The organism is Nocardia donostiensis, from assembly GCF_002081715.1.
Classification (GTDB): Bacteria; Actinomycetota; Actinomycetes; order Mycobacteriales; family Mycobacteriaceae; genus Nocardia; species Nocardia donostiensis.
Genome location: NZ_MUKP01000028.1, coordinates 1 through 14,291 on the forward strand (window position 1 = coordinate 1; position 14,291 = coordinate 14,291).

Here is a 14,291-nt window from a genome sequence, read left to right on the forward strand (position 1 = left end):
CGCCGTGACGGGAACTCTACCCGGTCGTGACCATTTCGCAACCTTGCCCGGGGTTTAGCCGGATATCCGCAGCTCAGCGGGGCAGATGAGCGAGACTCGGGGCGTGATAATCGATGAGCTGAACACACCGATCGTGCTAGCCCCGATGGCGGGAGGCCCCTCGACCCCTGAGCTCACGGCCGCGGTCGCCGAAGCAGGCGGCTTGGGCATGCTGGCCGCCGGCTACCTGAGCGCACCGGCCCTCGCCGACCGTATTGCCGCAACCCGGGAACGCACCACCGCCCCGATCGGGGTCAACCTCTTCGTGCCCGGCCCCCGCGCCCGGCCCGAGGACTACACCGCATATCTGGACGAACTGCGCGGCGAATACGAGGTGGGCGAACCCACCTACGACACCGACGACTGGGATGCCAAACTCCAGCTGCTGACCGATGAGCCGGTCTCCGTCGTGAGCTTCACCTTCGGCTGCCCGTCGGCCGCCGATATCGCGCGCCTGCACACCGTGGGCTCCGAAGCATGGGTGACCGTCACCAGCCCCGCCGAAGCCGAGCAGGCCATCGCAGCGGGCGCCGACGTGCTGGTCGCGCAAGGAGCCGAAGCAGGCGGGCACCGCGCCACGTTCACCGATCACCCCGAGGACGACCCCACCGACCCACTTGGCTTGCTCGCGCTACTGCAACTGCTCACCGCGCGCACCGAGCTGCCCGTGGTTGCGGCGGGCGGCATCTGCACCGGAGCGGGGATCGCCGCCGCACTCGCCGCGGGAGCCGTAGCCGCCCAACTGGGCACAGCCTTCCTACTGTGCCCGGAGGCAGGCACCAATACGGTAGTGCGCGCGGCCATAGGCAGCGACACCCCGACCATGCTCACCCGCGCCTTTACCGGGCGGCGCGCCCGTGGCCTGCGCAATCGTTTCCTGACCGAACACACCGCTTCTGCCCCGGTGGCCTATCCGGAAATCCATTACGCCACCGCACCCTTGCGCGCCGCGGCCCGGACTTCCGGCGACGCCGACGCGGTGAACATCTGGGCGGGACAGACTCATTCTCTCGTACCGAACCTTCCCGCCGCGGAACTGGTGCGTACCCTCGCCGCCGAGACGAAAACCGCGCTCGAACAGGCACTTTCCCGGAATCTATCACTTTCGCGGCGAAACAAGTGATCTTGACAACCACTATCGTTTAGACTCGATGGGCAGTGTTCTGCAGCCCCGGTGAACTCGAAATCCGCTGGAGCACAAGCCGACCCAGGAGAGCGATATGTCCCTCGATGTCCCCGCCGCCTTACTGGAACGCGCCGAACGTGGCGAGATAGAAGATGCCGACTTCGTCGAATGTGTCCGTACCTCGCTGCCCTATGCATGGGAAGTGGTCAGCCGGGTCGCCGGTGAACTGAAAACGGGCACTGCCGAATTCGCCGACAACGAAGTCCCGCCGCCGGACGAGGTGGCCCGCGGGCAGCTGCTGCGCGCCTTGGCCTCCGATGCCATCCGCGGCGGGCTGGAGCGGCATTTCGGCGTGAAACTGGCCTTCCAGAACTGCCATCGCGTGGCGGCTTTCCCGCTGTCGGCCGTGGGCAGCGAAACCTACAGCACCTTCATCAGCACCAGGGCGCAGCTGCTCAACCAGAGCCCAGAACTGCGCAACTGCTGAGCGTACGCGTACCTTCGTATTCGCTCCGGCCATGCGCATTTGAGTGCTCCTCCGCATTCGCGCTGAGTGTGTGTGGTCACTTCGCGAGCTCCTAGGAGAACAACAACAGACGATGGCCCGGTGCTTGTGCGCCGGGCCATCGTTGTGTGGGTGGATCAGGTCAGGGTGATGATGGTGAGCTCGCCGTCGGAGTACTGGGCGCGCAATCGCTTCTTGTCGAACTTGCCGACGCTGGTCTTGGGTACCTCCGCGATAAACGTCCAGTTCTCCGGCAGCTGCCATTTCGCGAACTTGTCCGCCAGGAACTCGCGCAGCTCCTCGGCTTTCGGCTCGGATCCCTGCGCGGGCACGATCGCGACCAGCGGTCGCTCGTCCCATTTGGCGTCCGGGATACCGATCACTGCGGCTTCCGCCACGGCCGGGTGGCCCATAACCGCATTCTCCAACTCGACCGAGGAGATCCATTCGCCGCCGGACTTGATCACATCCTTGGACCGGTCCACCAGGGTCAGATAACCGTCGGGACTGATCTTGCCGACGTCACCGGTACGCAGCCAACCGTCGTGGAATTTTCCGGGATCGACAGGACTGCCGTCGGGCGAATAGTAGGAGGCGGTGATCCACGGGCCGCGCACCTCCAGCTCGCCCAGGGATTTCCCGTCATTGGGCACCACCTCGTCGTTGTCGCCGACCAGCCGCGCCTGCACACCGGCGGGGAAACGGCCCTGGGTGATCCGGTATGCCCATTCGTCTTCGCCGGTCACCCCGGCAGGCGGGCGGGCGACACTGCCCAGCGGGGAGGTCTCGGTCATCCCCCATGCGTGCAGCACTTGCACCCCGTGCTTTTCCTGGAATGCGCGCATCATCGCGGGCGGGGCCGCCGCACCGCCGACCACAACCGAACGCAGATGCGTGATGTCCTGCGGCGCGGCCTCCAGCGCGGCGAGCACCCCGCCCCAGATGGTGGGCACCGCCGCCGCGAACGACGGACGCTGCGCGGCCATGATCTCCAGCAGCGGCCCTGGTTGCAGAAAACAGTCCGGCATCAGCAGGTTCGCGCCCGACATCAGCGCCGCGTACGGCAGCCCCCACGCGTTGGCGTGGAAGAGCGGGACGACGGCCAGCACGGTGTCGGTGCTTTCCAGGCCCAGCCCGTTCGGCGCGGCCGCCTGCATGGCGTGCAGCCAGTTGGAGCGATGCGAGTAGACGACACCTTTCGGGTCGCCGGTGGTGCCGGAGGTGTAGCACATGGCGGCGGCGTTGCGTTCGTCGACAACGGGGAAATCGAAGGTGTCCGGCTGGGTGGCGAGCAGTTCGGTGTAGGAGTGCACCTGCACGCCCTCGGGTGCCTCCACTGTCGCGACATCACCGTTGGCCACGATCACGTGCCGGACCGTTTTCAGCTTCGGTAGCAGCGGGTTGAACAGCGGCACCAGCGAGCCGTCGACGAGCACCACCTGGTCTTCGGCGTGGTTGGCGACGTAGACGACCTGATCCGGGAACAGCCTGATGTTCAGTGCGTGCAGTACCGCACCCATCGCCGGAATCCCGATATAGGCGACCAGGTGCTCGTTGTTGTTCCACATGAAGGTGGCCACCCGGTCGCCCTCGCCGATGCCGAACCCGCGCAGTGCGTTCGCCAACCGGGCTGCGTCGGCGCCGACTTCGCGATAGGACATGGTGCGCACATCGTCGCCGGTCCAGGTGGAGACCGTGGAATCCCCCAAGAACGTGGACGCGTAGCGCAGTAGCGTGGCCAGCGACAGCTGGTCGTCCTGCATGGTGCTCAACATCGGAATTGCCCCTAACTCATCAGGCGGAACAGACGTAACGCGGCGCACTCACCTCACCGGAGCAGAACTCACGGAATGGCGCATGACCCACATCACAGTCGGGAGACTACCCAAGAGTAGGCATACGCGGGAGCCGGTCATAGAACCCGATCCGGCCGGTAGGCGCCACGACCGCCAGACCCCGGCTACCTGCGCCCGCGATAACACCCGGAGCCGGTAGACACCTCCAGTGCCGGCGGCACCCCCTGCACGCCGCCGGCACTACGCCCGGACATACCGGACGCGTAAATGGTGATAACCGCCGTGGCACATCTGTGCCAATACTGGCCACGAAATGAGACCCGAACGAGATGGAAGCCGAGTAGCATTCGCCCGCCCAACGCGAGCGATAGACGAGGCGATACCGCTTTGACCTGGCTATTCCGTGGAACCCCCGCAGCAGCTCATGGGCCGCAGGTTCACGCACATATGCACGCGCATACCGTTGCGGGTGGCAGACAGGGGCTGACCATTGCGTTCAGCCCCTGGGCTCGGACCGCCACGGTAACCCACCTGGTATGGCCGAAAATGTGGATCGACTGACCGGCTATCTCTTCGGACCTGCCAACCCCCGGCTTACTCTCGATACATGGCAACGCCGTCGATCACGATTATCGGAGCCGGGTTCGGTGGGCTCGGCATGGCACTGGAACTGCTGCGCTGCGGCATCGACGACTTCACCATCCTGGAACGCGCCGATGATCTGGGCGGAGTGTGGCGGGAGAACACCTACCCGGGTGCCGCCTGCGATGTGCCTTCCCCGCTGTACTCGTGGTCGTACGAACCACGAACCGATTGGCCGCGGCGGTTTTCCGAACAGGCCGATATCCATGAGTACATGCACCGGGTCGTCGACAAATACGGTCTGCTCGGCCGTATTCGCTTCGGTGTCGAGGTGACCGACGCCGAGTTCGACGAGCAGACCGGTCGGTGGCAGGTCCGCACCGCCGACGGCAACCAGCTCACCACCGATGTGCTGATCTCCGCGGTCGGTCAGCTGTCGCGTCCCGCGATGCCGAATATCCCCGGTATCGACACCTTCACCGGCGCGGCCTTCCACTCCGCCGAATGGAACCACGACGTCGACCTCACCGGTAAACGAGTCGCCTGTATCGGCACCGGCGCCAGCGCGATCCAGTACATTCCACGCATCCAGCCGATGGCCGAGCACCTGACCCTGTTCCAGCGTTCCGCCGCCTGGCTGCTGCCGAAACCGGATGTGGAATACAGCTCACGCCATCACGCCATGTTCAAGCACTTCCCGCCGAGCCGCTGGGTGGAACGTTTCGGGATCTGGCTGTTCTTCGAAGTGATGGCGTTGGCGCTCACCGACCTCCCCGGCATCCGCAAACCCACTGCCAAGCTCGCCGACAAGTTCCGGGAAAAGCAGGTGCCCGACCCGGTGCTGCGCGCAAAGCTGACCCCCGATTACGAGGCAGGCTGTAAACGCGCCCTGTTCTCCAACGACTACTTCCCGGCGCTCGGCAGGCCCAATGTCGCGGTGGAAACCACCGCCATCGAAGCCATCACCCCCACCGGTGTGCGCACCGCCGACGGGGTGGAGCACGAAGTGGATGTCATCATCTACGGCACCGGCTTCAAAGGCACCGAATTCCTGGCCCCCATGAACATTTACGGCATCGGCGGCCGCAAACTCGCCGATGCCTGGGCCGGGGAAGGCGCCCGCGCCTACCTGGGTATCTCGGTCCCGCACTTCCCGAACCTGTTCCTGATGTACGGCCCGAACACCAACGTCGGTTCCGGCTCCATCATCTACATGCTCGAATCGCAGGCCCGCTATATCCGCCAGATCATCGAATACCTCGTCGACCGCCCCGGCCGCACCCTCGCCGCCCGCGCCGAGCGCGAACAGCAGTGGGACGACTGGCTGCAACAGCGCCTGAAGGACACCCCATGGAACTTCTGCTCCAGCTGGTACCGCAACGCCTCCGGTCGCGTCACCAACAACTGGCCCGGCGCCACCCTGCTCTACCGCTGGAAAACCCGCCGCTTCGACCCCACCGACTATGACCCGGTAGACTCCCACCGTCCCGGTCCACCGGCCAGGCCCTCGTAGCTCAGGGGATAGAGCACCGCTCTCCTAAAGCGGGTGTCGCAGGTTCGAATCCTGCCGAGGGCACAGTCATCACTGCGTTTACATAACTCAGCGCGGTATTTTCGGGTCGCAGGTTCGATTCCTCGAGGACTCCGTTTCACCGTTCAGCTTCGATTTACGATCTATACGCGTAGGTCAAATCGGTGCGACTGCAGCCGTCGTCGCGACTGATATTCCCGGCAAGCGCACGTGATGACCCTGCCCGGCTCCCGAATCGACCTGTTCGCTGTAATCAGGCGGGATGCCCGGCGAGGTAGCCGAGCCACTTCCGGATGCTCGACCAGCGTGGGCGTAGATCGACGAGGGCGGCGAATTCGCCGCCCTCGACCACGTGGAGGTCAGCGCGGCCTGATCCCACCGCCCCGCTCGTCCGGGCGGGGCGATCCACGCACATCCCGCAAGGAGCACCATGTCCACGGCATTCGAACCGGTCCACCTCGCGGGCAGGCGGCTGACCAACCGCATCGCGATGGCGCTACGGGGTCGGCACGGGAGTCCACTGCCGAGACGGTGATACCCCGGGCAGTGGCTTGCCGATCACAGCGAGCGGGACATAGAAGTTGACCTCGCCGATCACCATTGCCAGCGTAGCGATCTCCCGATCGCTGTAATGGCTCGATACTTGTTCGTACAGGGCATCGGAAACGCGCTCGGTCGAGGCCGATGGTTGCAGCACTGCTTCGACCAGAGCCAGGGCGGCACGCTCGGCGGCGGAGAAGTACGGCGAGGTCGGCCAGGTCGCAACGGCGGCGATCCGTTCCTCGGATTCGCCGTTCTTACGCAAGGTGGAGGTGTGCAGGACAGCCAGGTACGTGCTCCCGACGATCTGTCCGGCACGCAGCTGCACCAATCCGACAGTGGCCTGGTCGATCGTGCCGTTGCCGGTCACGCTACGCAGTGCTGCGGCGGTCTGGCCCATCTCCGGCACAAGCTGAACCGGATTCGGCATACGCGAGACCGTCGTCTGTTCCGCGGTGGTCATTGTCATGTTCCTTCCTCTCCACCGACAGCCGATCAATCGCTGTCGTGCGAGATCAACGATCGGCTCGCGCGGCTGGAGGAACAACGGCGAAGTGTGCAACGCTGCGTTAACCGCTGTATTGACAGACGAGGTAGACGTGGAGATTCGCGATATCGAGATCTTTCTGACGCTGGCAGAGGAGCTGCATTTCGGTCGCACTGCTGCCCGGTTGCATGTCTCGGTTGCCCGTGTGAGCCAGGCGATCAAGAAGCAAGAACGCGCGATCGGCGCCCTGCTGTTCGACCGTGACAACCGCAATGTTCGGCTGACCGCTGTCGGTTCGCGGCTGCGGGAGGATCTCATTCCGGTCCGCGACGGTTTACACGCCGGTCTGCAACGGGCCCGCTTGTCCGCGCTCGGCACGGGCGGCGCGCTGCGCGTGGGATCGCTGCTGCTCAGCGGCTACGACCTCGAGCGGTACTGGGCCTGCTTCCGTGAGCGGCATCCACAGTGGGAGATTCAGCTGTCCTTCGCGCGGTTCGTCGACCCGTTCGCCGGCTTACGTCGAGGCGATATCGATGTCCTGATCGCCTGGTTGCCTGTCGAGGAGCCCGACCTCACGGTCGGACCGACCATCACCGTCGAGCGGCGTATCCTCGGCGTTTCGGCGGACCACGCGCTGAGTGCTCGAGCGTCTGCTTCGGTGGGGATGCTGAGCGATTTCTGCCACCCGACCACAGAGTCGGCACCGAACTACTGGGTGAACAGTTTCACGTCCGCGCGGGCTTCGCATGAATCGCGAACAGGGCGGTCCCGCGTTGTCACCAACACGGAGGATCTCGTTCATCTGACCGCGACAGGTGACATTGTCACTGTCCAGCCCTGCCATGCGGCCCGCTACTGGAATCGACCGGATCTGCGTTGGCTACCGATCACCGACATGCGCCCGCTCCGATATGCGCTCGTGTGGAAGACATCCGCCGAAACCGACGTGATTCGAGAGTTCGCCGATGTGGTGCGCGAACTCGGGCCACGTTACGAGTAGCGCAACCTCCGCCACCTGTCTCCACAGTGTGCGGGCCCGGCCGTGGAACGACAAAGGCTCGGCTCGAGCATGAATCCGTAGCCACCGAACAGTTGCAGGCAGCGGTCGAGCACTTCGCCCTGCGCTTCGGTGGCGTGCGCCTTGGCCATGGACGCCGCTGAGACGTCGAGGGTGCCGCCCAGGTAGGCCAGCCCACATTCGTCGACGAACGTGCGAGTGGTGCGCGCGAGGATCCCGCAACGGCCGCCGCGCTATCGGCCGGCAGCAGCCGTTGCGCGCCAGCTGCGACATCACGTAGCCGAATCCCGCTCCGTTTTCGCCGAGCAGGTTCGCGGCGGGCACCCCGCATATCGGTGAAGAAAGTTCCGCGGTGTCCTGGACGTGTAGCCCGATCTTGTCCAGACGCCTGCCCACGCGGAACGATGCTTCATCTGGGCCTCCCGGATCCATATCGGATTCCGAACCGCAATCCGCGCGAGCAAAAATCTATTACCAATGTACTTACCGATGCTAGCCCGCAGGAGACCCCCCACACATCACCTACTCCAGAATTTATAGCTAGGAGCTATCGTCGCTAACTTGCAGTTCATACTCCGAGAGACTGCCCGTAGCGTTGCAGATGGAGAGGCAACCTATTGATCAGCAAAACCCGAGATGCTAGCCTGTGGTCCAGATCATATCTAATGGCAAGATACTTATTGCTCCGGTATCAAGTCCGGCCGTCGTGGGAGAGTCCCGATGTCACTAACCTTGTCGTGCTCACTTACCAGTTCGCTGCGCAGTCATGAGCACACCCGAATCGCCGAAGAACTGGGATACACGCGGGCATGGTTCTACGACTCGCCCGCGCTGTACGCTGATGTCTGGGTGCAACTCTGTCGCGCCGCGGAGATCACCGAACGAATCACCCTGGGTCCTGGCGTACTGGTGCCTTCCCTGCGTCACCCCATGGTGACCGCCTCTGCCATCGCGCAACTGGTTTCGATTGTGGGCACCGAACGGGTCGTGGTCGGCGTAGGCTCCGGGTTCACCGGCCGAGTCAGTTTGGGGCAGCGTCCTTCTCGGTGGCGTGATGTCTGCGCCTACATCGAAGCCGTCAAGGGCCTACTTGCCGGCAAAAAGGTCGAATGGGACGGCGGCCTCATGCAGATGCTGCACGAGGCCCCGTTCGCGCCCCCGCGGCCGATCGAAGTGCCGTGGCTGGTCGCCGCCGAAGGCCCCAAAGGCATCGCCGCCGCACGCGAACACGGCAACGGCGTCCTCTCGGTCACCAAACCGATCCCCGGATTCGACTGGAGCGCCCAGGTGGTGTTCGGCACCGTACTGGAACAGGACGAAAGCCCCGGCACCGAACGCGCAATTGCCGCGGCGGGGCACGGCGCGAGCGTGCTACTGCACGTCGCTGCCGAATTCGGCATGTTCGACCTGATCCCCGGTGCGCAGGAATGGGCCGAAACCGCCTACAGCGATGTGCCGGAAAAAGAACGCCACCTCGCCCTGCACGAGGGGCACCTGCATTCGGTGAACGACCGTGACCGCCCGTTCGTCACCACTGAACTGATGGCCGCCACCGGCGCCGCGCTCGAACCCGCACAGTGGCGCAACAAGCTCGCAGAACTCCGCGAGGCGGGGGTTACCGAAATCGTGTACCAGCCGGCCGGCCCGGACATCCCCCGTGAACTCGAGGCATTTGCCACGGCCTTCCAGAACTGATCACCGCCATCTCGAACAACCGAAAGAGTTGACACACATGAGCAATCGTCGCGTCGTCATGGGTACCTCGGCAGACGGGAACACGGTCGTACTGAGCGATGGCCCCGTCGAGCCGGTAACCGCAACCCTCCTGCCCGGCGTCGAGATCTACCGATGCTGGGAGCTCGACAAGCCCTCGATACCGGTCGCAGCAACTGAAGACGGCGGCCGTAAGTCCACGTTCTTCCCTCCCCCCGGCGGCATCAGGTTCGGTTTCCTGACCATCCCGCCAGGTATCGATTACATCCCCGCGCCGGACGCCGACCTCAACGCTGCGGCGGCCGAGATGGAAGAGAAGCTGCCCGGAGCGGCGGCGACGTTCTCCACCGAACGCCCTGGCGAACACACCACACAGTCCGTCGATTACATCATCGTGCTGTCCGGTAGCGCCGTTATGCGCGCACCCGGTGTGGAGGTGCGACTGAACAAGGGCGATTGCCTGATCCAGAACGGGACGCCGCATGCGTGGTTCAACGACGGCGACGAACCACTGGTCCTCGGCTATACCTTGACCGGCGTGGAGGGCTGATGACCGGCCCCGACACCGGTCCGACGCCCATCGCCGACCACCTGTTCACCGGTGGGCCCGATCGTCCGCGCCTGATCGGGAGCCGGTGCCCGCACTGCTCGGTCATGACGTTCCCGATCCAGTCCAGCTGTCCGCGCTGCGGCCGTTTCGACATGCGCGACACCGAATACGCCGAAACCGGCTCGCTGTGGTCGTTCACCACGCAGAACTTCCCCCCGAAATCCCCGCCTTACGCCTACCCACCCTCCCCGGATTTCGCGCCGTACGCCGTGGGATATGTGGAGTTCGCCGGCCAAGGACTGGTCGAGGGCCGGATCGACTGCACCGACCTTTCGGAGTTGCGGATCGGTATGCCGATGCGAACCGGGATCTGTTCTTTCGGCGGAGCAGACGCCGGACCCGAACGATGGATCCACTGTTTCCGACCGATAACGGACGAGGTATGAGCACTACGGACGTGGCGATCGTCGGAATCGGCCTCTACCCGTTCGGCAGACACCCCGGGGTGTCCGCCGTCGCGATGGGCGCAGCGGCCGCCCGCACCGCATTGCGCGACGCCGGCGTGGAGTGGAGCGATATCCAGTTCGCGTACGGCGGATCCTACGGCGCCCATATGGTCGGCGGCGAGGGCACCACGGCCGATTCGATGGTGCGGTGGCTGGGGTTGACCGGTCTTCCGTTCGTCAACGTCTCCAACGGTTGCGCGACCGCCGGCAGCGCAGTCTCGATGGCATACAATACAGTCTCCTCCGGCCAGGGAGATCTCGGCCTGGTGGTCGGCTTCGACAAACATCCGCGCGGTTCTTTCGACGTGGACCCCACCCTCTTCGGCCTGGAGCAGTGGTATGGCGAGACCGGGATGATGCTGACCACCCAGTTCTTCGCAATGAAGATCAACCGGTATCTGCACGACCACGGGATCGATCCCTCCGTACTCGCCGCGGTCGCGGCCAAGAGCTACCGGCACGGCGCCGCGACCCCGACGGCGTGGCGACGGGAGGCGTTCTCCGAGGAGCAGATCGCGGGATCGCCCATGCTGAACTACCCGCTGACCAAGTACATGTTCTGTTCTCCCAGCGAAGGCGCTGCTGCTTTGATCGTATGCCGCGCCGACCGCGCGCATCGCTACACCGATACGCCCGTCTATATCCGGGGAGTCACAGTGCGCACCAGGCTGTTCGGCTCGTTCGAGGTGTTCTCCACCTCGCTCCCCGAGCAACGGGCACCCGCTCCCACCGTCGCCACCGCGGCGGCCTGCTTCGATATGGCCGGAATCGGCCCGGAGGAGGTGCGGGTGGCGCAGCTACAGGACTCCGAGGCGGGCGCCGAGATCATCCACCTGGCGGAAAACGGATTCTGCGCCAACGGCGATCAGGAGCGAATGGTCCACAACGGGGACACCGCCATCGGTGGAAAGCTTCCCGTCAACACCGACGGGGGGTTGCTGTGCAACGGCGAACCCATCGGGGCGTCCGGTCTGCGCCAGATCCACGAGATCTGCGTCCAGCTCCGCGGACAGGCCGGTGCCCGCCAGGTACCCGGCAACCCGAATGTCGGCTACACCCAGGTCTACGGCGCGCCCGGTGTCGCCGCGTGCACCGTCCTGACAACTTGACGCATCCCACCGTCCAGGACAACCCATGTACCTCACCCAAGGACTGCATCGCGCAGTCACCCTCGACCCCGGCGGGATCGCTACCATCCACGGTGATCGCGTCCGCACCTTCGCCGAACAGGCCGACCGTGTGAGCCGATTCGCGGCCGGTCTGTCCGCGCTCGGCGTCAGGCCCGGCGACCGCGTCGGCATGCTGGCACTCAACTCCGACCGATACATCGAGTATCTCCTCGCTACCTGCTGGGTCGGCGGAGTCATCAATACGGTCAACATTCGCTGGAGCGTCGCCGAGATCGCCGATTCGATCAACGATTGCGACACCCGCATCCTGTGCGTGGACAACAGCTTCGCGGATCTCGCCGATGCGCTGCGCGAACGCTGCTCCGGACTGAAACACATCGTCCACTGCGACGATGGCCCGCCTCCCGACGGTTTACTCGGCGTCGAGGATCTCATAGGGAGCCACGCGCCCGTCGAAGACGAACGGCGGGGCGGAGATCAGCTGGCCGCGCTCTTCTACACCGGCGGCACGACGGGCCGCGCCAAGGGTGTCATGCTCAGTCACGACAACCTGCTGGCCTCCGCGCTCGGTTCGATATCCACCTGCGGTTTCGCGGCGCCCGGCGGCGCGATGCTGCACGCCGCGCCCATGTTCCACCTCGGTGACCTGACAGGCTGGGTCGCACACACCCTGCTCGGTAACACCCATGTGGTGATCCCCCGCTTCGATCCGGTGGAGGTATTGCGCGCGGTCCACCAGCACAGCGTGACCGACCTGCTGTTGGTGGCGACCATGGTCCAGATGGTGTTCGAACACCCCGACGCCGACACCGTTGATCTGAGCAGCCTGCGCCGGTTGGTCTACGGTGCCGCACCCATCCCCGCCACGGTGCTAGAGCATGTTCTCGCGAAGATACCTCAGCTCGAGTTCATCCAAACCTACGGTATGACCGAGCTATCGCCCGTCGCGACAATACTGACCCCCGACGACCACCGTGCGGGTGGCGACCGGCTGCGTTCGGTCGGCCGAGCCGCGGTGCATTGCGAGGTTCGCGTCGTGGATCGGGACGACCGGCCGGTCGCACCCGGTGTCGTCGGTGAGGTCGCCGTGCGCGGCGACGGCGTGATGCACGGATATTGGAATCTCCCCGACATCACCGCCGAGGCGCTGCGCGGCGGCTGGATGCACACCGGCGACGGTGGTTACCTCGATGCGGGCGGCTATCTTTTCTTGGTCGACCGGATCAAGGACATGATCATCACCGGAGGGGAGAACGTGTACTCGATAGAAGTGGAGAATGCGGTGACCCGCCACCCCGGAGTCGCCGTATGCGCGGTGGTGGGCGTCCCCGACGACCGTTTCGGCGAGCGCGTCCACGCGGTCGTGGTTCCGCGTCCCGGAACCCGGCCCGAACCGGAGGAGATCCGCGCCTTCACCAAGACGTTCATCGCGGGATACAAAGTGCCACGCTCCATCTCGTTCACCGAGGAACTGCCACTCTCGGCGGCGGGCAAAGTGCTCAAACACGTCCTGCGTGAACGGCTCGCCTCAGCAGACGCCACGGACACCTTGTGACAGACAGCTCGGCCGGCGGGGGCGAGAGCACCGCCCGCCGACCCCGGGATCGCCGGCTCAGGGTCGCCCGGGAAGCGGCGGAAATGTTCGCCGCCCACGGGTTCGCGGCGGTCCGCATGGACGATATCGCGCGTGCTGTCGGTGTGACGGCACGCGCACTGTACCGTCACTACCCCAGCAAACACGATCTGCTGTTAGCGGTGGCGCTGGCCTCCCAGGACGGTTACTACACCGCGTTCGAGGCGGCCGACGCCGTCGAAACCCCGCACGACCGGTTCCTGGCAGCGATCACCGCACTGGTGCAGGTGACACTCGACGAGCGTTCGCATGCGGTGCTCTGGCAGCGCGAGGCACGGCATCTGCGCCGAGAGGACAGGGCAGCCGTGCGAGGCAGGCTGACTGCGATAGCGCACCGCCTCGCCGAGCTGATAGGCCGGTATCGGGACCAGCCCGCGGACGATCCCACCGTGGAACTGCTCGCCTGGGCGGTGCTGTCCGTGGTGACGAGCCCGGGCCACCACACCCGGACGCTGCCCCGCCCGGAAGCCGACCGGCTCCTCATCGAGGTCGCCGATACCCTCGCCCAACTGAAGCTACCACCACCACTGGCAGGAACCGTCCGGGTCACCGCACGTCACCTCACCTCGCGACGCGAACGCATTCTCGCGGAATCGGCACGTCTGTTCGGCGAGCGTGGCTATCCCGCGGTGTCCGTCGAAGACATCGGTGAGGCGGTCGGCATCCTGGGCCCCAGTGTGTACCACTACTTTCCGGGCAAGCAGCACATTCTGGGTACGCTGATCAACCGAATGTACGAGTGGGTCACCTTCGGCCTGATCACGGCAGGCGAGGAAAGCGAACCCTCCGAGGCCGTAGCGCGAATGACCGGGTTCTATGTTTCCTTGGCCCTGCGCTTCCCTGATCTCGCCGGCATCGCGGTCACCGAGGTGCTGTACCTGGGGGAGTCGGAGGCGGAGTCCCTACGCCGGGTGCGCTCGGAACTCGTCGCCGAATGGGCAGGCATGCTGGCGGCGGCGCGACCCGACCTCCCCATACCCACCGCAAACCAATTCGTCGAGATCGTCATCGCCCTCACCGGCAACCTCGCCCGCACCCCGCACCTCCACTCCTCCGACGTCGTGGACCGCATCACCGCACTGGCCGAAGCTGTCTACACCACTGCGCTCCCTATTCCCTGACGGGCCGATACCGC

The 14,291-nt window shown here is 65.1% G+C and carries 14 protein-coding genes and 1 tRNA gene; 11 read left to right on the top strand and 4 right to left on the bottom strand.

Going from position 1 to position 14,291, the window contains the following annotated elements; all coding sequences use genetic code 11:
* Positions 1–103: 103 nt before the first annotated feature.
* On the top strand, positions 104–1,162 hold the full coding sequence (locus tag B0T44_RS17855; RefSeq protein ID WP_175647899.1) for an NAD(P)H-dependent flavin oxidoreductase: 1,059 nt from the start codon (positions 104–106) through the stop codon (positions 1,160–1,162).
* A 97-nt stretch (positions 1,163–1,259) separates the two neighbouring features.
* Complete coding sequence (locus tag B0T44_RS17860) at positions 1,260–1,652, top strand: SCO5389 family protein (RefSeq protein ID WP_077114284.1); 393 nt, start codon at positions 1,260–1,262, stop codon at positions 1,650–1,652.
* Positions 1,653–1,807: 155 nt separating this feature from the next.
* Here B0T44_RS17860 and B0T44_RS17865 read toward each other — a convergent pair whose 3' ends face one another.
* Positions 1,808–3,445: a long-chain fatty acid--CoA ligase gene (locus tag B0T44_RS17865; protein WP_077114282.1), complete on the bottom strand. Its 1,638-nt coding sequence runs from the start codon at positions 3,443–3,445 to the stop codon at positions 1,808–1,810.
* A 628-nt stretch (positions 3,446–4,073) separates the two neighbouring features.
* Here B0T44_RS17865 and B0T44_RS17870 point away from each other — a divergent pair.
* Complete coding sequence (locus tag B0T44_RS17870) at positions 4,074–5,561, top strand: flavin-containing monooxygenase (RefSeq protein ID WP_077114279.1); 1,488 nt, start codon at positions 4,074–4,076, stop codon at positions 5,559–5,561.
* Positions 5,552–5,624 (top strand) — tRNA-Arg (locus B0T44_RS17875). Before B0T44_RS17870 ends, B0T44_RS17875 begins: the two co-directional genes overlap by 10 nt.
* 208 nt (positions 5,625–5,832) lie before the next feature.
* On the opposite strand, the gene B0T44_RS28110 is transcribed toward B0T44_RS17875, so the two are convergent.
* The gene (locus B0T44_RS28110; RefSeq protein ID WP_254893693.1) at positions 5,833–5,958 is read right to left on the bottom strand and encodes a hypothetical protein; all 126 of its coding nucleotides are present in this window, start codon (positions 5,956–5,958) and stop codon (positions 5,833–5,835) included.
* Positions 5,959–6,075: 117 nt separating this feature from the next.
* Positions 6,076–6,582: a carboxymuconolactone decarboxylase family protein gene (locus B0T44_RS17880; RefSeq protein ID WP_077114277.1), complete on the bottom strand. Its 507-nt coding sequence runs from the start codon at positions 6,580–6,582 to the stop codon at positions 6,076–6,078.
* A gap of 136 nt (positions 6,583–6,718) precedes the next feature.
* Between B0T44_RS17880 and B0T44_RS17885 the strand changes: the two genes are divergently transcribed.
* Positions 6,719–7,606 (top strand): LysR family transcriptional regulator, encoded by an 888-nt coding sequence (locus B0T44_RS17885; RefSeq protein WP_077114275.1) that lies wholly within the window; start codon positions 6,719–6,721, stop codon positions 7,604–7,606.
* Here the strand turns inward: B0T44_RS17885 and B0T44_RS28590 are convergent.
* Complete coding sequence (locus B0T44_RS28590) at positions 7,597–7,839, bottom strand: acyl-CoA dehydrogenase family protein (protein ID WP_139347638.1); 243 nt, start codon at positions 7,837–7,839, stop codon at positions 7,597–7,599. The genes B0T44_RS17885 and B0T44_RS28590 overlap by 10 nt on opposite strands.
* Positions 7,840–8,344: 505 nt before the next feature.
* Between B0T44_RS28590 and B0T44_RS17895 the strand changes: the two genes are divergently transcribed.
* The 6 genes from B0T44_RS17895 to B0T44_RS17920 all read left to right on the top strand — a co-directional run bounded on the left by B0T44_RS17895 (position 8,345) and on the right by B0T44_RS17920 (position 14,277).
* Positions 8,345–9,319, top strand: coding sequence for an LLM class flavin-dependent oxidoreductase (locus B0T44_RS17895; RefSeq protein WP_077114273.1), 975 nt, complete (start codon positions 8,345–8,347; stop codon positions 9,317–9,319).
* Positions 9,320–9,356: 37 nt separating this feature from the next.
* Positions 9,357–9,887 carry a cupin domain-containing protein gene (locus tag B0T44_RS17900; protein ID WP_077114271.1) on the top strand — a complete coding sequence of 177 codons (531 nt, stop codon included), beginning with the start codon at positions 9,357–9,359 and terminating at the stop codon, positions 9,885–9,887.
* Positions 9,887–10,333, top strand: coding sequence for a Zn-ribbon domain-containing OB-fold protein (locus tag B0T44_RS17905; protein WP_077114269.1), 447 nt, complete (start codon positions 9,887–9,889; stop codon positions 10,331–10,333). Before B0T44_RS17900 ends, B0T44_RS17905 begins: the two co-directional genes overlap by 1 nt.
* Positions 10,330–11,502 carry a thiolase family protein gene (locus B0T44_RS17910; RefSeq protein WP_077114267.1) on the top strand — a complete coding sequence of 391 codons (1,173 nt, stop codon included), beginning with the start codon at positions 10,330–10,332 and terminating at the stop codon, positions 11,500–11,502. The genes B0T44_RS17905 and B0T44_RS17910 overlap by 4 nt, the downstream gene beginning before the upstream one ends.
* Positions 11,503–11,527: 25 nt before the next feature.
* On the top strand, positions 11,528–13,078 hold the full coding sequence (locus B0T44_RS17915) for a long-chain-fatty-acid--CoA ligase (RefSeq protein WP_077114265.1): 1,551 nt from the start codon (positions 11,528–11,530) through the stop codon (positions 13,076–13,078).
* Between the two features lie 83 nt (positions 13,079–13,161).
* Complete coding sequence (locus B0T44_RS17920; protein ID WP_139347622.1) at positions 13,162–14,277, top strand: TetR/AcrR family transcriptional regulator; 1,116 nt, start codon at positions 13,162–13,164, stop codon at positions 14,275–14,277.
* Positions 14,278–14,291: the final 14 nt, after the last annotated feature.